This window comes from Microbacterium sp. CBA3102 (assembly GCF_007954505.1).
GTDB classification, from domain to species: Bacteria; Actinomycetota; Actinomycetes; order Actinomycetales; family Microbacteriaceae; genus Microbacterium; species Microbacterium aurugineum.
The window spans coordinates 2,823,299-2,849,342 of sequence record NZ_CP042412.1; the positions used below are offsets into that span (position 1 = coordinate 2,823,299).

A 26,044-nucleotide genomic window follows, 5' to 3' on the forward strand; every position below is an offset into this window, starting at 1 on the left:
GCTTCGATCGTAGTTCGAGGTTCACAATCGGCTACTCACAGGCGCACGCCGCGCGTTTCCTGCGCACGACGCGGCGCCTCCGATTGCCGACGCGCGTCGAGCTTCACGATCGTCCTTAGCGCTGCCTCGGCGCGCGCGTGGTCGATCTTCTGGGTGGTCGATTCCGGCTGCGCACTGAGCGCGGCATCTACGGTGAGCTGGTAGCGATCGCGGTAAGCGGCGACTACGCGGGCGGCGCGGCGCCAGGCTGCCGCACGCTGAGGATCGGCGGGCTGAGCGCCAAGGCTGGTCACCCACGCTGATCCTTCGGCCAGCGCCCGATCGAGCACGGCATCGGCGCGATCCTCCATGAGAGTGCGCCGTTCGGTCAGCGCCCGCTGCATCTCACTGCTCATGATGCCCGAAGCTTCGGGAATCAGCCCGGCGATGAATCGTGGCGAGACGCGCGAGCGCCCAGAGCCCGCAGGCCGTGCAGTCGCCGCAGCGACCCGGTGGCGTAGGACTGCCGCAACGTCCTCCGCGTCATCGAGCCCGCGAGCACGCACGAGCCGCGGGAGCAGTGCATTCACGTTATGATGGTTCGCCTCAGCGCGTCGCAGCTCGGCTGTGAGAGGGCCGAACGCGTCAGACTCGACCGCGGCGGAGGCATCCGATTCCGTAAGACCCGAGGTGCGAAGCAGAGCGGCCCAGCGATCGCGCTGCGCGGCGGCGGCGATCGTCTCGTACTCGGCGGCGAGCTGCGCGATCGTGCCCCATGCCTCCTGCTCGGCCACGAGCGCTTCGTGCGCGGATGGCTCAGACCCAACGTGCTGCAGCACACCGCAGAGCACGCTGCGCCCACTCGCGGCGCCACTATCGCTCGGGTGCGGCACGTTGTGCGCAGCGTCTGGTCGATCGACGGCGACGTAGGCGCGGTTGAGCGTGCGCCCGCGCGTCATGGCGACGTAGAGGTTCTCGCGCGTCATCGATGGGTCGACGAGCACGTGGGCAGTGTCAGTGGTCATGCCCTGCGCACGATACGAGGTGACCGCGTATCCCAGCTCGACGTGCTCAGCCACGTACGACGCGGGCAGGATGACCGAGCATCCACGTGATGCTCCAAGCCTCCGCGCCACGACTGCGCCGTCGGTGCGTACGTCGAGCACGTTCCAGCGGTCGCCGTTGCGCACCCAGCCGCGACCGGCCCGTAGCCTGCGATCGTTCCGCCGAGTGATCACGGTGTCACCGATGGCAGCACGGCTGTCATCGTGCAGTCTCGCTTCACGTGGCCCGTGAACGGTGCCATCGAGGATCTGGTCGGTGCGCGCCCGACTGTTGAGCGCTGTAACGGACTCGTTGGAGTCGGAGATCAGGATCGTGGATCGGCCCGCGCCGCGATCCGCACGCCATGCAGCGTAGGCGGCATCCACCATGGCCTCCGTCTCGCCGTCAACGATGCGCCCGTGTTGCTCGTACTCGCCGAGCGCCTCGACGTGGCCGTGACGGAGATCGAGTGACGCGGTCTTCTCCCACTCGTGGGTGAAGCGATGCACGTCAACGAGTTCGGGTACATCGTCGCGGTTGTGGGCGAGGAGCCCGAAGGCACCACCCGCGTCGACCGCCTGGAGCTGCGCGTAGTCGCCGACCAGCAGCACCTTGGCTCCTGCCTCAGCGGCAAGCTCCGTGATGCGTTCGAGCGATAGCGTCCCTGCGAGTGAGGCTTCATCGAGGATCACCAACTGCCCAGCATTGAAGGAAGCGCCGGTGTTGATGTGGTTCTGCCACCACTTCGCTGTGTTCTCTGTCGCGATGCCAAGATCCTCCGCGAGCACCTCGGCTGCGCCCGCCGACGGAGCGAGCCCGACGACTGATCCGGCACCGTACTCTGCTTCCCAAGCGCGACGCAGCGCAAGCATTGCGGTGGTCTTCCCGGCACCCGCGGGTCCGACGAGCACGTCGAGAACACGGCCCGATACGGCGATGCGAGCGAGCGCCTCTGCTTGGTCCTCGCCGAGCATTCGCTTCTCACGGTCTGGCTTTCGCGTGAATCGCTCTATCGTCGCCAGTGGCACCGTCGGACCGGTGACTTCTCGACTGCGCTCCAACAGACGATCCTCGGCATCGAGGAGCAGGTTCGAGGAGTACACGGTCGAGTTCTTGGGCCGGAACACCGACGACTCATCGCTGCGACGAAACTCGATCGGGCTCGACGCCAGCTCGAACGGAGTGAGCCGAAGCGAGACCTGCTCGGCGGCATCAACGACGAGACCGACGACGGCTTCGCGATCCTCCATGGACGTGAATCGATAGCCCATGGTCTGCCGTGCAGCTTCGGCAGTGAGGTTCCAACGTCGCCAGGTCGAGCGTTTCTCGCCGACCGATGCCACGACACTCTCACCGAGCGAGCGGATAACGTCGAGCGGCAGATCATCGGCGCGGAACAGCAGCGGTGCATCGTTCATCGCAACCTCGCGCGCCCACACGGCAGCATCCTCTCTGAGGATCGCACGCGCGCGCTCGCGCCACCCTGCGGTGAGGTCGGCCAGCGAGTGCAGCGTCTTCTCGGGGCGAGTGGAGAGTGTCGCCTGAGCACGCAATCTCATTATCGCCGTCGGGTTCGGCCTGTGTCCGTGAGCTTCGACGTAGGCGACGATGAGCCTGTCGGTCTCTTCGTCGATGTGCCGCGCGCGGGTCGAGAACTCAGCGATCAGCGGCTCTGGCACGGACGTGATCGCCCAGCCTGGGTTGCGGTTGCGCCCCATGTCGCGAATCTCCCATTCGACGCCAAGCATGCGAGTGAGGTGATCGGCGAACACGGCCTCGTGCAGTTCGGACAGCGCCACGGTTGCGGCGTGCATCGGGCGGCTGTCGAGCGACCGCCACTTGCCGTCGAGCACCGTCTGCACCTTGTTGCTGATTACGACGTGCGTGTGCAAGTGAGGGTCGCCAGCTCGCGAGTCGTAGTGATCGTAGGCGGTTGCGATCACGCCGCGAACGTCGACCTGTGCAACCGCGCCGTCGCCAGCGCTTGCGCCAGTGCGTGTGAATGCAACTTCGCGTTCCACGTACGCAACCATCTCTGCAACCGCCGCGTGATGCGCATCAGCGATGAGCGACTGGAAGCCGCCGTCAGCAACAGCCCAGAGCACGCTTGCAGACTTCGGGATCGAGAACGTGAAGTCAAACCCGGCGACCGCGGTACGCGTACCCGCCGCTGCCTCCTCGGTCTCGATCGTGGCGATCGCTTGCGCACGCTCAACAACACTAAGTGACGTGTCGAGCGCTGCGGAGCGATCTTCGACGCGCTGCGCGACGCTCTTGTACACGGGATACGCGCGGCCGAGCGGATCGCCAGTGATGGGATCGAGCCCCATGCCCACCAGGAGCTGCAGCTGCTTCTCACTGACCCCGCTGCCAGCGGTAAGCTGTCCAGCTCCGAGGGCGGCGAGCCCGGCGCCCATCCACCGGCCCGGCGGCGTGCCCTCGGCGGCGTAGTAACGCGTGAGCGGCGTCGACAGAGAGCGGTCACCATCACCCGCGGCTACGGTGCGCAGCAAGTACTTGTAGCCGTCTCCGGCTGACATCACGCGCATCGAAACCGTCACCGCGGACCACCTCTTCTTCGTCACGAAGAAGGTGATCAGCGAGGGTCAATCCTCGATCTGCCAGAGGCGTGGTCAGTCAGATACCGACTGGGCCAAGAGATGGTTGACGTGATCGAGCTCGTTTCTCAAGCAGCACTTTGCGGACGAAACGTCCAGCCATCTGATGTGACCAGAAACACCGCCTTCGTCAGCTCATGCCTCACCGAGAGCCCGCCCTTGACTTCCTTGCCCATGGGATGGCCTGCGCCGTGATTCGCACCAGCACATCCACACTCGCAGTCAGCCGTGGTCTAAGGTCTTGCGTTCCAACACTGCTCGACGCAAGTCGTTGCAGCGTGACCATACTGCACGACGAGAACCCGGTCATACTCATCAACGAGCGCATCGAGGACATGCTGCGCGTGGGGCCGAGCCACGAGGAAGCGCTTGGCTTCTCGGTCGAAGGTCGGCCGCGTGCGCGTGCCATAAATTTCTTTGAGCCACTCGTAGTTGGCACTGGGAGACCCGCGCCAGGGCAGATCGATTGACGCCCGCTCACCTGGCTTCAAGACCATGTTCGGTTGAATCATGTCGGAACCTCTTGCTGTGGCGACTTACGAAGGATGTTCTCAACTTCATCTCGCACGTCCCCATCCAGCTCTGCGATGGACAGCAGCGATTCAACGTCGACGGCGTCGAGTTCATCGTTCGCGGTGAACGTGAGGAGACTCCCGTGCTTATCGAGCAGTTCGAGCGCAACTGCCCGAGAGAAGCCGACCTCCTGAAGGTTGATGACCTTCGAGTCGCTGGAGCCATACTCAACCAACTTGGCCACGTTGAACCCGGCGTTGTTCACGCCGAGCGCCTGGACACTGAGGTCGTGGTAATTCTCGAGGTAGCTGATGATCTTGAATCTCAGACCAGTCTCAAGGTCCCGCATCATGCTCTCGATGATGATGTTGATGTGTTTCGCACTGTTCGCATCGAACGGCTCATCAATCGGGTATGGCGACTTGTTGAAGTCACGATAGGTGATCGTGCCCTGCTTGGCGTGGTACGCGATCGTGCGCTTAATCACGAGCACGAGCGGGTCTCCCTTGACCCAGTAGGACATGAGCATTGCCCAGTAGCGGACGCGTTTTGAGTAACCTGGTTCGGTTGATGGCACGAGGGGATCCAGACCGCCCGATTCCGTGGTAATCCAGTCGTACAGCGCGCCGAGCCGGACGAGCACTCGCTCGAAGAGTTCATAATTGAGCTCTTCTGTGTCCGCAGGAATCAGTGGGCCGTCGACACCCATAACCAAGCTGTCCCACACAAGGTTCTGGTACTTCGGCAGAATCCCCGGCGAGCGACGTAGCACCTCGACGGAACCGGTGAACTCAGAGGCAGCCTTGTCCAGGATCTTCGACCCGTCAGTGACCTTCTCCATGAATAACGTCCGCAACGGCGTCTGCTGCTTACCGAGGAGGTGCAGCAGCAGGATTGATGAATACTGTTCGACGGCACGCTTCGCATCGTTCGAAGTTCCGCTCGCGAGTGGCTTGCCCTGGAGCACCTTGCCGATGTCGGTGAAGTCCTTGGTCTTCCGACCAGGGTTGACCAGAAAGCTCTCCGCCGTAATTGGTGTTCCACGCGGGATCAGGTCACGCGTGGTCTGGTTCCATGCGCCTGGCTCGTGACGGACGCAGACCACGTTGCCCGAGAAGTCGTAGGTGAGACGGCCTGCTCGTCCAGCGAGATTCTCGAAGTCAATCTTGCCGAAACCCGACGGGCCGTGGGTGTCGTTGAGGACGAAGATATTCTTCGCCGGAAGGTTCACGCCCTCCAGCAGCGTCGATGTACAGACGACGAATTGCAGGCGTGAGTCCGGATCGGAGAAGAGCGCTTCAACCTTCTCGCGCACCTCCTGCGGCATCTTCCCGTGATGGAAGGCGACACCGTGCTTGAGCGTCTTCACGAGGTAGTAATCCTTGTGGATATGCTCCTTCACGAACTTGATCAGTTTGTCGATCATCTCGTCCTGCACCTCAGGCAGCGTCGCCGCAAGCTCGATGGCGAAGTCAGCGGACTTGGCTGAACTGTTGATGTAGACGATGGACTTGCGAGCCCCGCTAAGCGAGGTCACAAGTTCGATCGGAGTCCTCGCCGTTGGCGGCCGATCCATCTCACGCTGGTCCGCATCTGAGCCCGACAGGTAGTACTGCTTGCGATCGATGAGGTCCACAAAGTACCGCTGCTGAGCAACCGTACGCTCCATGACGGCCAGCGCTCCGTTGGTCGCTTTTCCAAACAGCTCCAGGAACAGTTCCGGATTCTGGATGCTCGGGGACGCAAAGATGAGCTTGGTAGCGTACCGTCGGGTCACTTCGACGATCGCGTGATAGTAGATCGACGAGCGTGCATCCTTCTTCGAGATCACCTTCTGTGCTTCGTCGATGATCAGATAGTCGATGTCACGTTTCGCGTCGGCAAGGTAACGAAGCAACCGTTCTGGCGTGAAGACGAAGATTGTCCGCGGATACGTGCGGCGTAGGAAGCGTGGCAGTGAGGGGAAGGTCGCGACGTTCACCTCGGGAACATCCTGGAGTAGGGAGCGGAGATCAGCTGCCGTCTGCCCGATAAGCGCCTTCGTTGGCACCAGCACTACGACGCAGTGTTGATCCAGGTCTGGGCGGCGGACGATGTCGTAGATGGCGTCCTTGAGGATAAATGACTTGCCGAGCGAGGTCGGTCCCGAGAAGCTGAAGTAATCCTCGCCTCGCATCCGTTCCGTGATCTGATACTGAGTGTCGGTGAGGGTCTGCTTGCCGTGCTTCGTCGCCTGCACCACCTCCTTGGCCGCGCGCAGGATGCCACGTGACATCGGTAGCGTGAACTCTACTTCGGAGCCGTTCGCCAATGTCCGCAGCCCAGGGAAGTTGCCCAGCTCGACGAGTACAGCGGCGGCCACGGCTGCAACACGATTGGTAGAGCGCTCAGACAGCCCGACAAGTTCCTGGTATTCACGAAGCAGCGCGATCAGTGTGTACGACGCCTCTCGATACTGCTCACTCGTAGAGTGCGACAGGATGTCTGCGTAGCGAAGGAGTCGGTCAACCAGATCATCATTCAGCGAGGCCGACGTCGTGCCGACGAGGAACGCTTGGGACACGTGCGCTTCGAGGGTCGTAGCATCCTGCTTGTACGCACCGTCTGCGACGATCATGTCGCCGAGCACGTCGGCGGCGATTCGGCCGGTCATCATTTCGAGACCCCGTGGTTTCCGAGTTGAGCGGCAAGATCGAGTCGAACCTTCTCGATCCCCGGGGCTTTGTCGCCCGTGCCGCGTTTCACAAACGGGATCGCATAGATGTGGAACGGATAGATACCGAGGCCCCGGTTGGAGATTTCCGTACGAATCAATTCATACTCGCCCTCGATTGCGTCGGTCGCACGCTTCTTCAGCTCAGCCTCAATCTCGTCGAGTTCCATGTCTTCGACCTTGAGGTCGGTGACGTCGATTTCGTAACCAACGAAGATCCCGAATGCGTGATGCTTCTTGATGGCACCGTTTCCGTTGCCCGCCGAAGGCAGAAGAATCGCTGCCAACGCTTCGAGCTTGGCCTCGTCAAGCTCTTCTTTGAGCAGCTCAGACTGCACCAGCCAGGTGTCGAAGTCGAAGCCCTCTTCATGAACCTTGCCAACTGATTCGAAGGCCGCTTTGATGCCTCGTTTCGCGCTCGCCCCAACCGTCCCGGCATCGCCGTACATTTTCGATTCCCCGAAGATCAGCTGGTAAGTGGTGTCATCGACACGCAGCAGATGCACTCCATCGGAGCCGTGAACGTAGTGCTGACTACTCGTCTTAAGCTCCATCTTCGAGAGCACCTTTGGAGCACCGAGGTGGCCTTCGAGTAGCGAGTAGAGGATTACCTCTCCGCCTTCGCCGGAGGTCTTCTCTGGCTTGCGGAATTGCGACTGCACCTTGCTCGCTACTTCCATCATCAAGCTCGGGTCGTCCAGCACCTTCTGGTAGTTGAGGCGTGACAACACGTACGCCGCGCTGTTCCCCTTGAGCTCTCGATACAGCCCCGGAAGGTCGAAGTCTCCGTTCTGCACACGAAGAATATGCAGATGCAGGTTGGTCTTCGTCTGGAGTGCCGTGCTCGCAGGCTCATAGAAGAGCGCGTTGAACTTGTCGCGGTTCGCGTCAAGGAGCGAGAGCGGCAGTGCGGACTCCGGGGCCTCTGTCATCTCTATCTACCTCCACCGTCAGACTCGCCGGTTGCGAACAGCTCCGCCTGTTCGAGCACCAGCTCGATTGCCTTCGCTTCGGCATCAGGCGGGTAGTCGTAGCGCGCGAGCAGACGGCGCACCTTGGAGCGCATTGTCGCTCGCACAGAGTCCTTGAGGTTCCAGTCGATCGTCGTGGACTCACGCACCGCCTTCACGAGCTTCTGTGCGATCTCCTTGAGTACGTCATCACCAAGTTCGAGCACAGAGGCGTCGTTCTGGACGATGGCGTCGTAGAACGCGACTTCGTCCTCGCGCAGCCCCAGTTCTTCGTGGCGCTTCTGGTCGTCACGCATCTGCTTGGCCAGCTTCACCAGCTCCGCGATGATCTCCGCCGTCGTCAGCGACCGGTTCGTGTATCGGTTGATCGCTTCATCGAGCAGTTCCGAGAACTTCCGAGCCTGCACAAGGTTGGTGCGTTGCACCGTGCGGATCTGGTCGTTGAGGAGGCGCCGCAGCAGCCCCATCTGCAGGTTCGGCTTATCCTTCTCCGCGAGGGAGTCAAGGAACTCGTCCGAGAGGATCGACAGTTCCGGCGTCTCCACGCCCGCAAGCTTGTATATGTCGACAACCTGGTCAGCCGCGACGGCTTCGTTTAGGAGCTGGCCAAGCGCTGTATCGATCTCGACCGCACCCGATCCCCCGCGCCCCGAGTCGGGGTTCTGGATCTTCAGGATGGCTGCGCGTACGTCTGTGAAGAGACGCACGTCGTTTCGGATCGCCCCGGCCTCATCGCGAGCACCCGCCAAGGCAAACGCCTTAGCAAGGGCCAGCACCTGGTCATTGAAGCGACTCGTACGATCAGGATCTGCCATCACGAAGTCGAGCACCTTGGCGTACTCCGCCAAGCGCTGCGAAGCCGAGAGCGCTGGCGACGAGTCGTAGTCCACGCCGTGCAGCAGGCCGCGGATGATGTCATGCTTCTCAAGCATGATCGACACCATTTCGTCGATCGGCACGCCCGCCTGATCGCGGTCAGATGGCGAGTACTCCATCAGCGCTGCTTGAAGGTTCGCAAAGACGCCGATGTAGTCGACGATCAGGCCACCAGGCTTGTCGCGGAAGGTGCGGTTCACTCGAGCGATAGCCTGCATGAGGCCGGCGCCTTGCATCGTCTTGTCGACATACATCGTGTGCATCGACGGGGCGTCGAAGCCAGTCAGCCACATGTCTCGCACGATCACGAGTTCGAGCTCATCGTTCGGGTTCTTAGCCCGGAGCTTGAGATCCTTGCGCACGTCCTTCGAGTGGATGTGCTGCTGGAACTCGGCTGGATCTGCCGCCGAGCCGGTCATAACGACCTTGATCTTGCCCTTCGTCGGATCGTCTGAGTGCCAGTCGGGGCGTAGCGCGACGATCTTCTCGTAGAGCTTCACGGCGATCCGGCGGCTCATGACCACGATCATGCCCTTGCCGAATAGTGACTCGCGGCGCTTCTCCCAGTGCTCCACGACGTCGCGGGCGATCATGTCGAGACGGGAGTCTGCACCGACAATTGCTTCGAGCCGCGACCAGCGCGACTTCGCCGCGATCGCCGCGTCTTCTTCGGCTGTCTCGGTGATCTCTTCAGCTAATTCGTCAAGGGCCGCGTAGTCCTCGACTGAGAGATCGATCTTGGCGAGCCGGGACTCGTAGAAGATCTTGACGGTCGCACCGTCTTCGACTGCGCGAGTGAGGTCATAGATGTCGATGTAGTCGCCGAATACCGAACGCGTGCTCTTGTCGTTTGACTCGATCGGCGTGCCAGTGAAGCCAAGATAGGTGGCACCGGGCAGGGCATCCCGCATGTGCTTCGCAAGACCTGCGCGCAGGCGACCATGTCGGTCCAGCTTCTCGCTGAAGCCATACTGCGAGCGGTGAGCCTCATCCGCTACCACGACGACGTTGCGGCGGTCAGTCAGCATCGGGTCGGCGTCACCATCCTCACCCGGCGCGAACTTCTGCAACGTCGTGAAAATGATGCCGCCCGAAACACGCTTCAACTTCGCACGCAGGTCGGTGCGAGTCTCTGCCTGCACGGGAGTCTCTGGAAGGATCCGCGCCGGTGCGAAGGTCTCGCCGAAGAGCTGATCGTCGAGGTCGTTGCGATCGGTGATGAAGACCAGCGTCGGGTTGGCCATGCGTGGATCGCGCATAATCTTCGCGGCGTAGAACACCATCTCAAAGCTCTTGCCCGACCCTTGGGTGTGCCAGACGACGCCACCGCGCCGATCGCCATCGGGCCGGGAGGCCAACACCGATGACTCGACCGCCGCGTTCACAGCCCAGTACTGGTGGTACTTCGCGACTCGCTTCACAAGCACGCGTGTCGGCTGGCCAGTGGCCTGGTCGGTCGCGGTTTCGTCACTGAACACCACGAAGTTCCGCAGCAGGTCGAGGAATCGCTTCGGCTCGAACACGCCCTTGATGAGTACCTCAAGGGCAGGGAGGCTACTTACGACCTCGCGTCCCTCAATCGTCTTCCACGGCGCGTAATGCTCGAAGCTGCCGGTGTACGAACTCATCGCCGCCGAGGTGCCATCGGAGAGAACGGTCACGGCGTTGGGCACGAAGACCGACGGAATGTCGTTTCGGTACGTTTGCACCTGGTTCCACGCCGACTTCAACGTCGCGTGCTCAGCTGTGGGGTTCTTCAGTTCCAGCAGCGCCAGCGGCATGCCGTTGACCATCACCAACACGTCAGGGCGACGGTTCTTGCCGTTCTCCACGATCGTGAACTGGTTGACCGCTGCCCAGTCGTTGTTCGACGGCTGCTCAAAGTCCACCAACGTGACCCGGGAGGTGCGAAGCGTTCCATCTGCTTCGCGGTGCTCAACCGGAACACCCTCAGTGATGAGCTTGTGTAGCCGGTAGTTCTCATCGATCGGGCTCTGCGACTCTGCACGCTGCACTCGCTTGATCGCTTCGTCTGCGACGGCCGGTGACACACCCGGATTGAAGCGTCGAATGGCATCGCGGAGGCGTCCCCAGAGGAAGACGTCCTCGTATGACTCGCGCTCAGCACCAGGCTCTCCAGGCGCAAGATCTGGTCCATGGAGTCGGTGGAAGCCAAGCTCGGCGAAGTACTCGAGCGCTGCGAGCTCGATGATGTTCTCGTTGAATGAGGTCATGATGCTGCCTCCAGCGTCGAAGCGTCCACCCAGCGCGCCAGAACGCTCAGCGCCGCAAGATACTCAAGCGCTTCCTGCTGGCTCATCTCGTCATGCGACTCATGCGCCAACGGGTTCCGAATCCCAGCGAAGACACCTTCCGCGAAGGTCCGTGCTCCTCGCTGTACCGATTTGGAGGTTGCGCTGCCATCATTAGTCATGCGATGCAGGCGCGGCCTGTCTGCGCTCGGCGGCTGCTCGCTGAAAGCCTGATTGAAGAGGTCTGACTCGCTGAGATCGCGTCGTCTCAGCTTGTTCTGCATCTCCGCATTCAGCTTCTTGATCGCGCCTTCGATAGCCTCGCGGTAGTGCGCCGACTGCCAGAGAGACGCCGCACCGCCCCATATCCACGGGTGAAAGTCTCCCGCTGAGACCCGGGGCGCTGTGTCACCGAGCTTCTCTCGAAGTTCGGTTTCTCGCTCCAGCGCGGCGATGCCTCGTCCAGCCCAGTCACGCAGATGCTTCCAGCGCGCCTTACCCTTGGCCTCACCGTTGGTGCCTTCAGCTGAACGCCATTCGGGGAGCACGCGGTCGAGGATCTGTTCAGCCACATATGCATGCTCGGCAGCCTGCGCATCGGGAACGCGCTGATGGCTTCCCAAAACAACCATGCCGCCGCCGGAGTTGTCGTAGGCCACTTGATCCGTGGCGTGGATGAATGCCCTCAGCGGAGTGGTCGCCCAATCGGTATCCAGTGCCGTCATGCCACGGCCTCCTCTGATCCGAGCTGGCGCAGAAGTGCATCACGCAGATCGAGTAGCTTCACGTTCTCACGCTCGGCGAATAGGAGGCGCTCCCAAAGCATCGACATCTGAATATCAAGTGCGGCCATTGCGGCATCAGTTGGGATCGCAACGGTCGTGGACTCGAGGTGGCCACGCTGGATGTGCCCCATAGTGGTGGCCTTGTCTTTGGCGACGCCTCGGAAGACTGGCATGACGGCGTCAAGGCGATCGAAGACCAGCCAATCGGGGAATCTAGCTGGAATGACTTTGAAGATGTGCTGGTTGACGATGGCTTCATCGCGGAACCATCGATACACGCCAAGAGTGCCTGACCAGGACATCAAGATGTCGCCCGCGTGGGCGGTCTTATCTTCGGGCACCTCGATGTCGTTGTAGACGGTAGAGGGTCCCGGTCCGGAGTTGAGGTCCGCGATCCGCAGGACCATCCGGCCGGTTCCGCTGGCGCCCTTCGTGTACGCACCACCGTTGACGAACGCACCCAACTCGAGGACAGCCACGACTCGCTGGTCGATGTTGACGGCCTTGTCTACCGATGCTCGGATGATCTGAGGGAGTACCTCGACTAGCTGCCGGTTGGACTCGAGCTTGTCCTCAACATCTTCTAATAGACCGACGATGTGCTTGCGTGCCGAAGTAAGCGACGGCACTGGATAGCTCAGAAAGTCATCGCGACTCAGGGCGACAACTGCGCTTCCCATTGCCCGGCCTGCACAGTAGGCGCGGTAGTCCGGGGTACGAAGTAGCCAATAGAGATAGCGGGCGGTCTCCCCGTCTGGAGCACGGAACACCAGCTTCACGGTGTCCTGCGTCAGCCGTCCGCTCGCGACAGTCCCGGGCAGGCGAGCAATTGATCCAATCATCTCGCCATCCTTGGTCGCCCCTTTTAGGGAAACGAACAAGTCTCCGGGCATCAGCATCAGGTCGGGTGGGCACTCACCACCGTAGGTCTTGAAATCACCACGGAAGCCCCCTCCTGGCACGATTGAACCTAACCCGAGCAGCGCCGGGCCTGGCTCACCTACCAAGTTCCCTTTGTAAGTCCTGCCCCGTTGCAGCGTGACAAGGTCTCCAACCGTCGATCTAGCGACCACCGCGAAGACCCCCGATGCCCTGACGAATACGTTTGTCCAGATCGTGGCCACGCTCGAGGATCGTAAGAAGCTCGTCCGAGAGACGCATAAGCCGCGCCTCAGCGGGTTCGTCCTCGTCGCTAGAGTCTGCCGTACCCACATAACGCCCGGGGTTCAGGATGAAGTCGTTCTGCTTGACCTCCTCAATCGAGGCTGCCTTCACAAAGCCCGCGATATCCTCGTAACCTCCATCACGGTTGCGCCATGCATGGTACGCACCAGCGATCTTCTGTATGTCTCCGTCGGGGCCGTCGGTGAGCTCACGCAGACGACGGTTCACCATCGAGCCAAGTTTTCGGGCGTCGATGAAGAGCACCTCGTCTTTGCGTTCCCGGTGGCCGTTGCCGTCGCGACCCTTGGACACGAACCAGAGAGACACCGAGATCCCGGTGTTAAAGAAGAGCTTGTCGGGCAGCGCGACGATACAGTCCACCAGCCCGGCTTCAACGAGCTTGCGACGGATTTCACCCTCGCCGCCAGTCTTCGAGCTGAGCGATCCGTTCGCGAGCACGAAGCCCGCCGTGCCCTTTGGTGCGAGATGGTGGATAAAGTGCTGCACCCATGCGAAGTTAGCGTTGCCCTGCGGCGGGGTGCCGTAATTCCAGCGCGGGTCGTCGGCGAGCTTCGCATCCCACCAATCAGAGACGTTAAACGGCGGGTTCGCGATGATGTAGTCAGCGCGCAGATCCGGGTGCAGGTCAGCGAGGAAAGAATCGTCGGAGCGCGGGCCAAGGTCCGCCTCGATGCCTCGCAGCGCGAGATTCATCTTGGCGAGCTTCCAGGTCGTGTCAGTGAACTCCTGACCGTAGACAGAGATATCAGTGCGCTTGCCACCGTGCGCCGTCACGAAGTCGGCGGACTGCACGAACATGCCGCCTGAGCCGCAGGCGGGATCGTAGACGCGACCCTTGTACGGCTCAAGCATCTCAACGAGCAGCTTGACTACCCAACGGGGCGTATAGAAGGCTCCAGCATCCTTGCCGGTCTCCTTGCCTGCGAACTGGCCGAGGAAGTATTCGTAGACGCGGCCGAGTACGTCGTCCGCGCCGTGGTCATCGGTAGTGGTGAAGCCGATCGAACCGATGAGGTCGACCAGCTCGCCGAGACGACGCTTGTCGAGGCCGTCACGCCCGTAGTTGCGCGGCAGGACGCCACGAACGGACGGGTTCTCCTTCTCGATCAGGTCCATCGCCTGGTCGATCTGCTGGCCGACATCGGGCAGCTTCGCCACCGACTGGATGTAGCTCCAGCGGGCGAGTTCGGGCACCCAGAAGACGTTGTGGCTGGCGTACTCGTCACGATCCTCAAGGAAGGAGGCGAGGCGCTCGGGCTTGATGCCGTCAGCGGTGAGCTCCGCCTCGAGAGTCTGGCGACGCTCCTCGAATCGATCAGAGATGTACTTGAGGAAGACCAGCCCGAGGACGACGTGCTTGTACTCGCTCGGCTCCTGGTTCCCGCGCAGCTTGTCGGCAGCTTCCCACAGCGTCTGCTCCAGCGACTTCGTTGGTTTCGGCTTCGATGCGGGTCTCGCCATGCTGTGTTTTCTCCTCTGCGCCGGAGGCGCGCTTACATACTCGTTCTCGACCGTGCTCCCACAGTATCGGTGGCCACCGACACGAGCGGGATCGAATGATGCAGCCGGGAGCATGCGATGCTGCGACCGGGCGCTGCGATCTACCTTTGATTATCTCGTGAAGAGTGGCGACCAGGCGCGGGCATGGCTGAGTGCGTGTCTGTTATACGAAGAGCGCCGCGCGGATCACAACCCGAGCGCATTCCTCGGGTGGCACGTCACCGCAAGTGCGAAAACGGATCTACTACGGAATGCAACCCGCACTTCGGGCAGGTAAATGCGATGCGCACAGTGCCGTCGTCCAGATGCATTGGTTCCGGCTCGCAATCCGCACCGCAGGACGCACAGGTTCGGTACCCGTCATCCTCCCAGGTCTGGATCTCCATGGTTCGGAGCCTACCGCCGTCAAACTGTGCGCAGCCAGGCCCTACTATCCATTTAGCCGGAGCGACCCAGGCGTGCGGCAACCAGCTTGAACTACAAAGAGCCACTCTGCGACGCTGCGACGCCAGCGCTCAGAGTGCGAGTTCCAGCTGAGCGTGTGGCCTGCATCGAAGACTTCGAGAGTGACGACATCGGGGCGTCGATCACGCAGCAGTTCCGAGACTCGCAGCGGCACGGAGTCATCGCGAGAGCCATGCAGAATCAACATTGGCACCGAGAGCTTGCTCGCGTGCTCGATCCAGTTCATCTCGTTGAGTTGCACGGCAGATGAGAGACCGAGGGCGCGCGCAAGCAGCCGTTTGGTGAGCCATGGCGTCGTGAGAACCCCAGCGTTTCGGGGGAGTCCCGCACGCCGACAGTTGGTCTCGATGGCTGCCGACCAGTTCAGCACCGGCGAGTCAAGCACGAGTCCGGCCACCAGTGGACCATGCGGGGGGCGATGCGCGATCTGGAGCGCGATCGCAGCACCCATCGACCAGCCGAACAGCACGATGCGTTCGGCTCCGCAGCGAACCGCGTAGCCAATCGCGGCTTCGACGTCGTCGACCTCGGTGACGCCAAGGGTTGAGCGGCCGGTACCGACGCGCGGGCCTTCGCCGTCGTTTCGATAGCTCACGACGAGCGACGTGTAGCCAAGCTCCGTGGCGACTTGTACGCCCCGGAGCGTACCCGCGCGGGTGCTGCCGAGGCCGTGGATATGGATCGCCCACGTTGACGGGTCGCCGTCGACCTTCCAGGAAGGGGCGTACCCGCCAGCCGTGCTGATCTTGACATCGCGGTCTTCGAGTCCGGCGTCGGTTGGCGTCGCGAAGTAGATACCGCTCCACGAGACTCGGTCTCCGGCGCGAGGGGTGAGTCCTGCGGAACAGCCAGTGATAGTCCGGGAAACCTGGTCTGTGCCGTGATCCTGAACGTCATCGTCGAGCTGCACCCATCCGCCATTCTCGAACCAGAGGTTGTAGATGCCGACCGCTTCGGTGTCGCGTGTACGGTCCAGAACGATCCTGAGCCGGTCTCCGCGGTCTTCGATATCGCGGATGACGAGGTTGAAGGTTCGAGGGCCGACCGGCGCGGTGAGCTTTCGGGCAATGCCCCAACCGAGCGCGGCAACGCATGCGCCGAGCACTGCCGAGCTGATCCCGATGCACCTGCCGATGTACCGCTTTGCGCTCATGATCGTCCGGTCTCGCGGTCATCAGCTCCGGTCTTGTTGCTCTTCGTATTTGGTGCCTTCACGCCGAGCAGATGGCGCTCGGCCTGCACCAGCAACGCGTGGTCAGCGGCTGCGATGGTGAAGGTGACGCGAGGGTCGATCAGTGCGTCGCGGATCTCGACAACCTTGCGGTGCAGTACCGCTTCTGGCTCTTCGAAGATCCCGGCTGTCGCCTTGCTCTCGCTGAGTCCTGGCCTGAGCCGAGTAGCCTCGCGCCAGACCGGTTCGAGCTGCGCGACGAGAGCATCAGTCCGCACGGCCCGGAGACGCTGCCGAAGCGGCCGCATGGCGGGCTGCGCGATGAATCCCGCGCACAAGCACAGGAAGGTTGCGATCATGAGCGGTCCGTACGCGGGTTCGACCGCGTGCCAGACACCGAGCGCGCCGGACACATGCGCGACGTCCATGACCAGCACGACGACGCAGAGCGCGATCGCACAACTGGAGCCGCCCATGAGGAGCGCAGCCGGTACTCGCAACACTCCATCCGCGAGTGTGAACTGCCGGGTGGCGAGCACGAGCATCGCTGTGACGACGATGCCGCAGTAGCTGAACACCGTGATCGAGTATAGGCCCGCCGAAAGCTGTCCGCCAAGGTCGCTCATGAACGTCGTGGTTGTAGCGGTGTCGCTTCGGTCAACCAAGAAGAACATCGTGGTGACGCACGCGAGAGCGACGAGCAGAGCGGGAAGGCTGACCGCGATCATGACGAGGCGAGGCCGATACTCGCCAGCCTTCATGACGCCTCGGCCAAGGAAGAACAGGCCGATCATGAGTAGCCCGTCACCGGCCAGGGTGACCAAGTTCGTCCCGCCAACCGCGGGGTCAATGGCGAGGTAGACCGGGTCGACGTTGAGCGTCATCGCGAGAGCAATTGCGACAGCGGCGTAGGTGATGCTGCGGTCGGCGCGCCCGCGTCGCAAGATGAGCAGGCTTGCCACCAGCGCCCACATGACGCTCGCGACAAGCCCTTGGATCATCCGAATATCTCCGTGTAGCTCGTCTCCGCAAACACCGAGCCCCGAATGCCCGCGGCCAAGCGGTCGGCGAGGCTCTCGGCCGCGATCTCCTCGTCGGTATCCACATCTGTGCGTGCGAGCGCCCGCGCGCGTAGGCTCGCGGGGATGTCAGGGAGCAAGGTGTCGCGGGATCCGTCGTTGAGTAGGCACCCGGGGCCGTCGCAGTGCCCGAGGATGATGTGCGCGAACTCGTGCAGCACGAACTGCTGACTGTGCAGCACCGACTCGGTCTGGGCATGTAGGATCAGGTCTCGCTCATCGCCGAAGAGCAACAATGCGCACAGGCCGTTGCATTCTCCGATCTCGGGAACCTCGGCGACCTTGATCCTGCGCCCGCGTTGCCGCTCCACCGCATCGGTGAGGGCGTCGAACGTAAAGCGCTCACCCAGCTGCAAGTTAACGACCGCGGTCGCTATGGTCTGTTCGATATTCACGGTGTGCTCACTGTCTGATTGAGAGCATCCGCGGTGTCACTCTGTGCGGGTTGACGCCGTAGTTGCTCGCCTACTAGGTCATCTCTGCATCCAAGAACCTGGTGATGGCTGCGAGGGTATCCGGGGAAAGATCCCCGAGAGTGCGGGTCGCGTACGATCTCACTTTCGCTGCGCGCATGGCGCGCACGAGATCGAGCTGGGCGTTGACCTTCTCGGGTGTGGAGACGTCGCTGTCGCCGGTGAGGAAGTCGACGTCGACGTCGAAGAATTCGGCGAGCCCCGCGAACACATCCGCGTCGTCGACCTTGCGGTGACCGTTCACCATGTAGGTCCAGCGGGAGCGCGACAGGTTCGTGCCGCGCTCTTTCAGGAACGCGGCAATCTCGGAGAACGATGGCTCAGCACCGGTTTCGGCAGCCTTGACATCGAGCAGCAACCGGAGACGTCTTTCGAGCAGCTCGGCTTCGGTCTTGTTCTGGTCGTCCGTGTCGTACATCATGCCCCTTCCCTTCGGGATGGGTGCGGAGTGATGGTTCACCACTCCGGTGGGCTTGTTGCGCATGCTCAATGTACCTCTTGAGCATGCGCAAATCAAGCGTTGCGCATGCTCAAACTTGGTGCTAGAACGGTAAGTCCAGCAACTTTGAGCATGCTCAACCAGCGTCGTCGGGCAGGCACACGTCTCCGCACCGAGGAGGTGCACCATGCGCTTCTCCCATGCCAAAAACAGGCACTCACCGCGCCCTTTGGCTTGGTCGAGCGCACCTCTCAGATGTACTGCCGCACGGACTCGTCGCGCGGTTCATCGGAGAGGGGGCCAAGCTATGGCTACCACCGAGGTTCTCCAAGCCGCACGGGAGGCAAAGCTTGATGAGGTGCACGAGAAACTGGCTGACGCCGTTCAGCAGCTCGTCTCGGGAGACGACTGGAAGCGTGCCCTGACCTTCGCCGCGAACTTCCGCAGTCGCTCGTTCAACAACACGCTGCTGATCTGGGTGCAGCACCTGGCTGCCCACGAGCGCGGCCTGGTGCCTGAGCCGGTGCCGTCGTACGTCGCCGGGTACAAGCAGTGGCAAGATCTCGGCCGCCAAGTGCAGAAGGGGCAGCCCGGATACCAGATCCTCGCTCCCGTCACTGGCCGATTCGCGAGTTCCACTCCGGCCGATGTGGACTCGTGGCGGCGACTCAAGAAGTTCGAGAAGCCGCGGTCTGGCGAGGTGGTCCGGTCGAAGATGATCGGCGTGCGCCCGGCCTACGTGTGGGACGCATCGCAAACCGCGGGCGATCCGGTGCCTGAACTCCCAGCGCCGAGACTCCTGGATGGTGAGGCGCCAGCCCGCCTCTGGGAAGGGCTCGCGAAGCAAATCGGAGCTGCAGGATTCTCGCTGGGCGATGCGCCTGATGCGGGTTCGATCCACGGCGCGAACGGGGTGACGAACTACGGCGAGCGCACCGTGTTGGTGCGGGCGGACATGGATGACGCGGCGCGGGTGAAGACGCTCGCGCACGAGCTGGGGCATGTGCTCATGCATGACCCCGAGAGCGCCGACGTGCGCCTGCATCGCGGCATTGGCGAAGTCGAGGCCGAGTCGGTCGCACTCATGATCGGTGCCGCGCACGGCATGGACACCAGCAATTACACGATCCCGTATGTCACCACCTGGGCGGCGCAGGTCGACGGGAAAGAGCCCTCCGAGGTGGTCAAGGCCACCGGCGAGCGGGTGCGTGCGATCGCGCTGAAGATTCTCGATCCGCTCGACACCGACCAGCTCGGCACCGGTACCCCGCCGGGGCTGCAACGAGATGTCCCGTCCCGCGCGAGCGCGGAGCGGCAGCCTCCCGAACGCAGGATCGCGTCCGCCGTGGGCGCCACGGCATCCTCGCGGCACGATCCCGCTCGTACTGAGGTGCGGAGCATCGCATGACTGCCGCGCACAGCGCCTTCTCATCGGTCATGGCGCGGATGCCGGGCACGGCGGCACCGAAGCAGACCGCGCTCGTGTTGGCTGCTGCGGGCGTGCCCGTGTTTCCGGTCGCCGCTGAGAGCAAGCGGCCGCTGACTCGGCGCGGGTTCCATGATGCGTCGGCCGATCCCGCGCAGTTGAGGTCGTGGTGGGGTGCGCACCCTCGCGCGAATCTCGGCATCCCGACCGGCAAGGCGTCGGGTGTCGTGGTCGTCGACGTTGATGTGCATGGCCAGGTCAACGGTTATGACGCGCTCAACCGGGCGCACGTCGCCGGGCTTGTCGCCGGGTGGGAGATTGCAGTGCGGTCACCATCCGGCGGTCTACACCTCTACTTCCACGCGTCGCCGTCGGATCAGCAGCGGTCGTGGCAAGCGGCGCGCGCCGGTATCGACTTCCGCGGCGACGGCGGCTACATCGTCGTCCCGCCTTCTACCCGCACAGTCGCCGGTGAACGATGCGCCTACGCGGTCGGGCGGGTCAACTCCGGGCAACTCCTCATGCTCGACGCCGAACGCCTCCGTGACTTCCTCTCCCCGAAACCCGCGATGCACCGGAACGAATCGGGGATTGATCACCCGTTCGAAGTGGAGCGCCTTGCTGCATGGGTTGCTCGGCGTGAAGAGGGCGAACGAAACCACGGCCTGTTCTGGGCAGCCTGCAAGATGGCCGAACATGATGTTCCCGCTGGCGCTGCACTCGATGCGCTCACCGTGGCGGGCGGCTCGGCCGGACTCACCGACCGAGAGATCTCGACAACAGTGCGCTCGGCCTACCGCGCCGTGCAGGGCGCACCATCGAGCGCGGCGCGGGTCTCGTCACTTCCGCAACCAGACCGAGCACCACCTCGCAACTCACAATCACGGGTGCTGGCATGAATGCCATCTCGACGAGTCGCCGCTGGGCTGTCGTCACCGCGGTGGCGGGCACGGTGTTCATCGCCGCTGGTGCCTTCTGGCTTTCGTTCACTTCTCTCGCCGACCTCGCCAGGCGCTCCGGCATCGGAGTAGGGCAAGCCTGGGCGTGGCCGTTGATCATCGACGGGATCATCGTCGTCGCCACAGTCGCAGTCGTCGCGCTCGCTGGCAACCGCTCCGCTTGGTATCCCTGGGCTCTCCTGATCGGCGGTGCCGTTGTGTCGGTCACCGCGAATGCGATCCACGCGGTGATCGCGGCCGACGCAGACGTTCCCAGCGTTCTCGCCGGTGCCGTCGCCGCTGTGCCGCCGGTGGTGCTGCTCGCGATCACACACCTCACGGTCATTCTCACCAGCGCAGCATCCGCCACCGCCACACACACCGAGGCTGAGACCGATCCTGCAACCGAACTGGGCACCGAGGCACTGGTGCCGCCTGATCGTCGCGATCTGGCCGCCGCGTTACGTGGCGTCGGATGGACGAACAAGCAGATCGCGCGCGAACTCAACGTGCATCCCTCGACGATCGGTCGCTGGCTCACCTCCGGCGAGGATGCCTCTGCGCCAGCCATCGAAACGACTTCGACAGCGACCTCCCACCTACCTGGCAAGCCGCAACCAGAAGAGGAGCCATGATCATGAGTGCTGAAGAATCCGACCGTCGTCGCGATGGCCTTGCCGGTGACGTCGCAGGGACCGAAGGTACGCCGGAGGCGATTGAAGCCGCCTCGATCGGCCGTCACCGCCATGGGTACCCGTCGGATCCTGCTGCCGCGCGAGCACGCGGGGTGGAGTGGGTGCGGCCCACCGACATCATCGCGCGCGGAGGTTCCCGGGTCGCCGGTGCCGGGATCGACTTCCAGAAGGAACTCGCTCGCAGAACGCGAGGTGCAACCACGGAGCGCCTGCACACGATTCGCGACCGCGCCCGCCAACTTCCGCCGTTGTCAGCGTTTGGCCGCGGGAGCGCCGAGCGCGGTGCCGAGCGGGGCGCGGTCGGCATGCGCTGACCGCCGGAAGTCCAGGAGGTTGGCGATGCGCGCGAACACGGTCACTCCGGTCGTGGGAGCGAGTGCGCACCTGCTTGCCAGGAGGTGTCCCACCATGCGCAACACATCGACATCGCAAGTCTCCGATACCGCCGAAGACTTCAGCACGGGTGAAGGCCTGCGCCGAGTGCTCACTCGCCTGCACCAGCAGGGGTCAAGCGCGTGGAAGCACGACCCGATCGCTGCGGATCTCATGGCCTTCACGGCGAACAAGTACGCGGCGCTCGCGCGCAAGCACGGTCTCGACCCGTGGGAGGCGTCGAGCGCTGCATTCGAGGTCATGCGCGCAACGGCGACTCGCCATGCGAAGGATCCCTGGGCGGTCGTCACCCGCGGCGTGCAAGTCACCTGCATCGCTGAGGAACGCGGGCAAGGGCTGCTCTGCTCGACGAATCAGGCACGCCGTCCGCAGTTCTCCGCACTGCACGATCCCGAACGCATCTCCGATCGCGAGAACCCGCTGTCGGACTACCACCCGGCGTTCCGCGTCACCGACAATGTCGACATCGACGACGAACCGGAGGTCGATGACGTTCACAGCGAACTCTCTTCGGCGTCGTCAGCTCGCGCCGCGATCGCCGATGCGGTGCGGCTGTTTACGCTGCTCGACTGGCCCGAGGATGTTGCACGGCTGGCGATCGATCGGGTCTGCGAGGCTACTGAACGAGCCGGGAGTCGGGCGAGCGCCTACGAGTCGCTGCGCCGCGACAAGCATGCGCTCGTGCTGCTGGACTTGCCCGCACACTCTTGGTCTGCGCTGCTGCGGACGATCCTCGGAAATACCCATCCTGCGTTGCAAGCCACCGCGGCGGGGCGTGGAGTGCTGCTCCGGCTGCTGCTCGGTGAGACGCTGCAGTCGCTGCTGCACGACGAGGATCTCGTCTTCCAGATCGCACTCGCGGCTCCGGGGCGGCGGAGGTGACCTGCCATGGAAGAGAGGCACGGGAATGGTGCCGTCACCCGAACTGTCGAGTCGATCCATGTTGGGCATCGCCATCGCAACGATCTCGGCGACATCGCGGCCCTCGCGCAGTCGATTGATCGACAAGGCCTCCTGCAACCGATCACTGTCACACCCGACGGCGTACTCGTGTGTGGCGCGCGGCGCCTGGCAGCCATCAAGCAGCTCGGCTGGACCGAGGTTCGAGTGTGGGTGCGATCCGGGATCTCGACCTCGCTCGGGTACATGCTCGCGGAGCAAGACGACAACGGGCTGCACAAGCCGCTCACGCAGTTGGAAGCAGCGGAGCTGTATCGGGAGATGAAGTCGCTGCTCGCGGAGGAAGCGGCACAGCGGAAGGCAACGACGCAGTTGTCGACGGAAAATCAGCCCAGGTGGAACGGTCATGCCGAATCGGCAGGACCGTTGGAGACACCGTTGGGTTCGGCCCGTCGTCAGGCGGCAGAGATGATCACGGGCACCTCGTCGTACACGCGGCTCGAAGAGATCAACCTCATCCAACGAACTGCCGAGGACTCAGCCCAGTCAGACGACCTGCGGAAAGCCGCGCAGGGGTTTCTCAACGAGATTCGCGACGGCGCACCGGCGCACCCGCGCTGGGAGCGAACTCGAGAACTAGCTGCCGCAGCGACCGCCGATCGCGACGTGCTGCTGCATCGGCTTGCAGAAGAGAAACTCGCCCAGATCAAAGCGGGCAAGAAGCCGAAACGACGCACCCCGGGTGCGGACGTACCAGCCGCCATCGAGCCGATGACGATACGAGCGTTCGTCATCACCTGGACCGAACTCGGAGGGCTCTGCGCAAGCACCAATCCCGTAGCGATAGCAGCGAAGCTCACCGAAGCTGAAGCTGACATGTTCTTCGCCGCCATCGAGCAATGGAGCCAGTTCGCCGAGCACCTGCGCGAAGCACTCGACCAACTGCACGCTGAGAACGAAGCTCCGCCGCGACTGCGCGCTATCTAAGGTGGCGGCGAGCGCACGGGTCGCGCAGCGCACCTGCTAGGTATGAGAACTTCAGCTGATCCCAGGACGCGCCGCAAACTCATCGCAATCATCGTCAGCGGAGTGATCCTGCTTGCCCTTGTTGCGGTCGGCGGCTATGGGCTCCTCATCGGCTCCGACAGCGGAACGGCACCAGTTCATCGCGATCCTGCACCGTCATCCACGGCATCGCCGCGGCCCGAGACCCCTTCGCGGCCGCAAGTGCCGAGGATCCTGCCCACAACCGACCCGGAGACCTTCGCGCGCCGCGTCGCTGCGGCACTCTTCACCTGGGACACCGGAGCTGGACTGATGCCACTCGACTACACCTCAGCGATCCTCGATGTCGGCGATCCCTCGGGCACTGAGCAGGCCGGGCTCGCCGCCGACATCGCGACATATCTGCCCAGCCGGGACGCATGGGTGCAGCTGCGCCAATACTCCACAACCCAGCACCTGACGATCGACAACATCGCTGTACCCGAAGCGTGGAGCGAAGCAGTCGCACAAGCCCGGCCCGGCCAGCTCCCACCCGGCGCGATTGCATACACGATCGACGGCGTACGACACCGCGACGGCATTTGGAACGACGAGCCGCAAGTTCTCACCGAACCGGTCGCCTTCACCATGTTCTTCGCCTGCCCACCCGACGGTGACCCCTGCTACCTCCTGCGACTCTCACACATCGGCAGCCCACTCAGGTAGGAGGCCATCGTGTTGAAGAAACTCGCCATCGGCGCCCTCGCCTTGATGTTCCTCGCACCGACGCTCGGCCTCGTCAGCATCGGGCTCGTGATGAACCCCGCCGTGCTCGCCGCCTGCACCGTCAGCGACAGTGGGATCAGCGTGCGGAACGTCCCCGATTCGTTGCAAGTCACCACGGCGGACGGGTACACAATCACTCTGAACAAGCGGCAGCTCACACACGCGGCGACCATCATCACCGTCGGCTCGAAGATCGACGGCGTCAACCGGGATGCGTTGAAGATCTCGCTGATGGCGGCGCTGACCGAGTCGACGCTGCGGATGCTCGCGAACACGGGGACCTACCCAGAATCCGGCGACTACCCAAACGATGGCGGCGGGTCAGACAACGACTCGCTCGGCCTGTTCCAGATGCGCCCGCAATCTGGTTGGGGAACGGTCGCCGAGCTGATGGATCCGGAGTACCAGGTTGCGGCGTTCTTCGGCGGGCCGACGGGGCCGAACTATCCGTCACCGCGAGGGCTGCTCGACATTCCCGGCTGGGAGTCGTTGGAGCTCGGCGAAGTCGCACAGGCCGTCGAAGTCTCGGCCTACCCTGAACGGTACGACAATTACGCGCCGGTCGCCGAGGAGATCCTCGTCACGCTCACGACTGGTGGTGCTTCGGCGTCGTCGGCTTCTCCCACCGCTTCGCCATCAAACGCATCGAACACGGCGTCGAAAGTGGTGTTCCCGCTACCCGAAGGCACCTGGGTGCAGTCGGATGACTTCGGGCCGCGTATCGACCCGATCTCCGGTGAGCAGACGACGCATCATGGCTTGGACTTCGCTGCCCCTGATGGGACACCGATCCTTGCCGCCGCCGATGGTGTCGGCACCGTGGCCGAGTTCAGCGGCGGCTGGGGAGGACTCATCGTCATCGAACATCAGCTGGGTGGCGAGACGGTCGCGACCGCGTACGCGCACATGTGGCAGACCGGCATCCATGTCACCGCGGGCGAGCACGTCGTAGCGGGCCAGCACATCGGCGATGTCGGTTCATCTGGCTACTCGACCGGAGCGCACCTGCACTTCGAAGTTCGCCCTGGCGGCACCAATGGCACCGCGATTGACCCCGCAGCCTGGCTGAACGACCGCAACGCTGCGAACCTGCCCGAGGCGACGACCGGCCCATCCAGCTGCGAAGCAGGAGGCAACTGATGAACGTGTTCCCTGACTTCGACAGCCTCGGAGGCATCGGCGACCTCAAGGTCGTCATCGGCGCGCTGCTGACGATCATCCTGATCGTGGCCGTCCTCATGATCATCATCTGCGCGATCATCTGGGCCATCGCCACCTCGACCGGCAACCCCAGCATGTCCGCGAAAGGTCGCGGCGGCGTCTTCGTCGCGGTCGGAGCAGCTGCACTCGCCGGATGCGGCGTCGCCTGGATCAACTGGCTGATCAGCCTTGGCGAGCAGCTGTAGTTCAGGCGCTTTGCCGGGAAAAGCTGCGCACCTTGCTGGCGACTCTGTTTCGCTTCCGTCCTCATGGCGGGCAAATCGCAAGGAGCATGCCGTGTTCGAACTCGCCTCAACACTGCTGGAAGTTCCAGCACACCTTCCCGCCTGGGTACCGATGGAGATCGACATCACACCGAATGACTCCGGTCTGCCTGGGATCGCGCAGCTGCGCACCATCGTCGGCGCCGTCATGACGGTCGGGCTGATCCTGAGCGTCCTTGCGCTCATCGTGTCCGCGATCGTGTGGGGATTCGGATCGAACTCATCCAACCCGCACCTGGCGTCGCGCGGCAAAGTCGGCGTACTCGTCTCCTGTGGCGCCGCGGTGCTGTGCGGTGCGGCAGTGACGCTCATCAACTTCTTCTGGGGCGTCGGCCAGCAGGTCTGACGCACACACATCAACGACCCGAAGGTGGC

Annotated in this window: 21 protein-coding genes and 1 pseudogene; 10 read left to right on the plus strand and 12 right to left on the minus strand. The window is 63.1% G+C overall.

Annotated elements, in window-relative coordinates:
* Positions 1-35 precede the first annotated feature (35 nt).
* From mobF to FGL91_RS13555, 12 genes are all read right to left on the minus strand, one after another.
* The gene (gene mobF / locus FGL91_RS13500) at positions 36-3,572 is read right to left on the minus strand and encodes a MobF family relaxase (protein ID WP_153244744.1); all 3,537 of its coding nucleotides are present in this window, start codon (positions 3,570-3,572) and stop codon (positions 36-38) included.
* 302 nt (positions 3,573-3,874) lie between these two features.
* A complete protein-coding gene (locus FGL91_RS13505) occupies positions 3,875-4,153 on the minus strand; it encodes a hypothetical protein (RefSeq protein ID WP_153244063.1) in 279 nt (92 codons plus the stop codon).
* Positions 4,150-6,810: a DEAD/DEAH box helicase gene (locus FGL91_RS13510; protein ID WP_153244064.1), complete on the minus strand. Its 2,661-nt coding sequence runs from the start codon at positions 6,808-6,810 to the stop codon at positions 4,150-4,152. The genes FGL91_RS13505 and FGL91_RS13510 overlap by 4 nt, the downstream gene beginning before the upstream one ends.
* Positions 6,807-7,799, minus strand: a complete 993-nt coding sequence (locus tag FGL91_RS13515) for a DUF1837 domain-containing protein (protein ID WP_153244065.1) — start codon at positions 7,797-7,799, stop codon at positions 6,807-6,809. The genes FGL91_RS13510 and FGL91_RS13515 overlap by 4 nt, the downstream gene beginning before the upstream one ends.
* A 2-nt stretch (positions 7,800-7,801) precedes the next feature.
* Positions 7,802-10,948, minus strand: a complete 3,147-nt coding sequence (locus FGL91_RS13520; protein WP_153244066.1) for a type I restriction endonuclease subunit R — start codon at positions 10,946-10,948, stop codon at positions 7,802-7,804.
* Positions 10,945-11,691 carry a TIGR02391 family protein gene (locus FGL91_RS13525; RefSeq protein ID WP_153244067.1) on the minus strand — a complete coding sequence of 249 codons (747 nt, stop codon included), beginning with the start codon at positions 11,689-11,691 and terminating at the stop codon, positions 10,945-10,947. Before FGL91_RS13525 ends, FGL91_RS13520 begins: the two co-directional genes overlap by 4 nt.
* Positions 11,688-12,875 carry a hypothetical protein gene (locus FGL91_RS13530; protein WP_153244068.1) on the minus strand — a complete coding sequence of 396 codons (1,188 nt, stop codon included), beginning with the start codon at positions 12,873-12,875 and terminating at the stop codon, positions 11,688-11,690. The genes FGL91_RS13525 and FGL91_RS13530 overlap by 4 nt, the downstream gene beginning before the upstream one ends.
* Complete coding sequence (locus FGL91_RS13535) at positions 12,814-14,397, minus strand: type I restriction-modification system subunit M (protein ID WP_153244069.1); 1,584 nt, start codon at positions 14,395-14,397, stop codon at positions 12,814-12,816. The genes FGL91_RS13530 and FGL91_RS13535 overlap by 62 nt, the downstream gene beginning before the upstream one ends.
* A 469-nt stretch (positions 14,398-14,866) precedes the next feature.
* A complete protein-coding gene (locus tag FGL91_RS13540; protein ID WP_153244070.1) occupies positions 14,867-16,054 on the minus strand; it encodes an alpha/beta hydrolase family protein in 1,188 nt (395 codons plus the stop codon).
* Positions 16,051-17,073 carry a hypothetical protein gene (locus tag FGL91_RS13545; RefSeq protein WP_153244071.1) on the minus strand — a complete coding sequence of 341 codons (1,023 nt, stop codon included), beginning with the start codon at positions 17,071-17,073 and terminating at the stop codon, positions 16,051-16,053. The genes FGL91_RS13540 and FGL91_RS13545 overlap by 4 nt, the downstream gene beginning before the upstream one ends.
* On the minus strand, positions 17,070-17,546 hold the full coding sequence (locus FGL91_RS13550; RefSeq protein ID WP_153244072.1) for a hypothetical protein: 477 nt from the start codon (positions 17,544-17,546) through the stop codon (positions 17,070-17,072). The genes FGL91_RS13545 and FGL91_RS13550 overlap by 4 nt, the downstream gene beginning before the upstream one ends.
* A 73-nt stretch (positions 17,547-17,619) precedes the next feature.
* Entirely contained in the window at positions 17,620-18,252 is a 633-nt protein-coding gene (locus FGL91_RS13555; RefSeq protein WP_227991628.1) for a hypothetical protein, read from the minus strand.
* 118 nt (positions 18,253-18,370) lie between these two features.
* Between FGL91_RS13555 and FGL91_RS13560 the strand changes: the two genes are divergently transcribed.
* The 10 genes and pseudogenes from FGL91_RS13560 to FGL91_RS13605 all read left to right on the plus strand — a co-directional run bounded on the left by FGL91_RS13560 (position 18,371) and on the right by FGL91_RS13605 (position 26,015).
* Positions 18,371-19,471, plus strand: coding sequence for an ArdC-like ssDNA-binding domain-containing protein (locus tag FGL91_RS13560; protein WP_227991630.1), 1,101 nt, complete (start codon positions 18,371-18,373; stop codon positions 19,469-19,471).
* A complete protein-coding gene (locus tag FGL91_RS13565; RefSeq protein ID WP_153244073.1) occupies positions 19,468-20,388 on the plus strand; it encodes a bifunctional DNA primase/polymerase in 921 nt (306 codons plus the stop codon). The genes FGL91_RS13560 and FGL91_RS13565 overlap by 4 nt, the downstream gene beginning before the upstream one ends.
* The gene (locus FGL91_RS13570) at positions 20,385-21,062 is read left to right on the plus strand and encodes a DUF2637 domain-containing protein (protein ID WP_153244074.1); all 678 of its coding nucleotides are present in this window, start codon (positions 20,385-20,387) and stop codon (positions 21,060-21,062) included. Before FGL91_RS13565 ends, FGL91_RS13570 begins: the two co-directional genes overlap by 4 nt.
* A gap of 2 nt (positions 21,063-21,064) precedes the next feature.
* Entirely contained in the window at positions 21,065-21,436 is a 372-nt protein-coding gene (locus FGL91_RS13575) for a hypothetical protein (protein ID WP_153244075.1), read from the plus strand.
* Positions 21,437-21,530: 94 nt separating this feature from the next.
* A complete protein-coding gene (locus FGL91_RS13580) occupies positions 21,531-22,397 on the plus strand; it encodes a hypothetical protein (RefSeq protein ID WP_153244076.1) in 867 nt (288 codons plus the stop codon).
* A gap of 6 nt (positions 22,398-22,403) precedes the next feature.
* Complete coding sequence (locus FGL91_RS13585) at positions 22,404-23,402, plus strand: ParB N-terminal domain-containing protein (protein WP_153244077.1); 999 nt, start codon at positions 22,404-22,406, stop codon at positions 23,400-23,402.
* 102 nt (positions 23,403-23,504) lie between these two features.
* Positions 23,505-24,125 (plus strand): hypothetical protein, encoded by a 621-nt coding sequence (locus FGL91_RS13590; protein WP_322619395.1) that lies wholly within the window; start codon positions 23,505-23,507, stop codon positions 24,123-24,125.
* Between the two features lie 9 nt (positions 24,126-24,134).
* Positions 24,135-25,310: pseudogene (locus FGL91_RS13595) on the plus strand (M23 family metallopeptidase); the annotation flags it as partial.
* Positions 25,311-25,324: 14 nt separating this feature from the next.
* Positions 25,325-25,591 carry a DUF6112 family protein gene (locus FGL91_RS13600; protein ID WP_153244080.1) on the plus strand — a complete coding sequence of 89 codons (267 nt, stop codon included), beginning with the start codon at positions 25,325-25,327 and terminating at the stop codon, positions 25,589-25,591.
* A 151-nt stretch (positions 25,592-25,742) separates the two neighbouring features.
* Positions 25,743-26,015 (plus strand): DUF6112 family protein, encoded by a 273-nt coding sequence (locus FGL91_RS13605; protein WP_087132797.1) that lies wholly within the window; start codon positions 25,743-25,745, stop codon positions 26,013-26,015.
* Positions 26,016-26,044 lie beyond the last annotated feature (29 nt).

What these genes read in the sequence shown, in the direction of transcription:
- FGL91_RS13535 (WP_153244069.1), bottom strand. Translation starts at nt 14,397, where the DNA reads ATGGCGAGACCCGCATCGAAGCCGAAACCAACGAAGTCGCTGGAGCAG.
- FGL91_RS13555 (WP_227991628.1), bottom strand. Translation starts at nt 18,252, where the DNA reads ATGGTGCACCTCCTCGGTGCGGAGACGTGTGCCTGCCCGACGACGCTG.
- FGL91_RS13510 (WP_153244064.1), bottom strand. Translation starts at nt 6,810, where the DNA reads ATGATGACCGGCCGAATCGCCGCCGACGTGCTCGGCGACATGATCGTC.
- FGL91_RS13560 (WP_227991630.1), top strand. Translation starts at nt 18,371, where the DNA reads ATGGCTACCACCGAGGTTCTCCAAGCCGCACGGGAGGCAAAGCTTGAT.
- FGL91_RS13545 (WP_153244071.1), bottom strand. Translation starts at nt 17,073, where the DNA reads ATGATCCAAGGGCTTGTCGCGAGCGTCATGTGGGCGCTGGTGGCAAGC.
- FGL91_RS13525 (WP_153244067.1), bottom strand. Translation starts at nt 11,691, where the DNA reads ATGACGGCACTGGATACCGATTGGGCGACCACTCCGCTGAGGGCATTC.
- FGL91_RS13570 (WP_153244074.1), top strand. Translation starts at nt 20,385, where the DNA reads ATGAATGCCATCTCGACGAGTCGCCGCTGGGCTGTCGTCACCGCGGTG.
- FGL91_RS13580 (WP_153244076.1), top strand. Translation starts at nt 21,531, where the DNA reads ATGCGCAACACATCGACATCGCAAGTCTCCGATACCGCCGAAGACTTC.
- FGL91_RS13540 (WP_153244070.1), bottom strand. Translation starts at nt 16,054, where the DNA reads ATGAGCGCAAAGCGGTACATCGGCAGGTGCATCGGGATCAGCTCGGCA.
- FGL91_RS13575 (WP_153244075.1), top strand. Translation starts at nt 21,065, where the DNA reads ATGAGTGCTGAAGAATCCGACCGTCGTCGCGATGGCCTTGCCGGTGAC.
- FGL91_RS13520 (WP_153244066.1), bottom strand. Translation starts at nt 10,948, where the DNA reads ATGACCTCATTCAACGAGAACATCATCGAGCTCGCAGCGCTCGAGTAC.
- FGL91_RS13515 (WP_153244065.1), bottom strand. Translation starts at nt 7,799, where the DNA reads ATGACAGAGGCCCCGGAGTCCGCACTGCCGCTCTCGCTCCTTGACGCG.
- FGL91_RS13605 (WP_087132797.1), top strand. Translation starts at nt 25,743, where the DNA reads ATGGAGATCGACATCACACCGAATGACTCCGGTCTGCCTGGGATCGCG.
- FGL91_RS13565 (WP_153244073.1), top strand. Translation starts at nt 19,468, where the DNA reads ATGACTGCCGCGCACAGCGCCTTCTCATCGGTCATGGCGCGGATGCCG.
- FGL91_RS13585 (WP_153244077.1), top strand. Translation starts at nt 22,404, where the DNA reads ATGGAAGAGAGGCACGGGAATGGTGCCGTCACCCGAACTGTCGAGTCG.
- FGL91_RS13600 (WP_153244080.1), top strand. Translation starts at nt 25,325, where the DNA reads ATGAACGTGTTCCCTGACTTCGACAGCCTCGGAGGCATCGGCGACCTC.
- FGL91_RS13505 (WP_153244063.1), bottom strand. Translation starts at nt 4,153, where the DNA reads ATGATTCAACCGAACATGGTCTTGAAGCCAGGTGAGCGGGCGTCAATC.
- mobF (WP_153244744.1), bottom strand. Translation starts at nt 3,572, where the DNA reads ATGCGCGTGATGTCAGCCGGAGACGGCTACAAGTACTTGCTGCGCACC.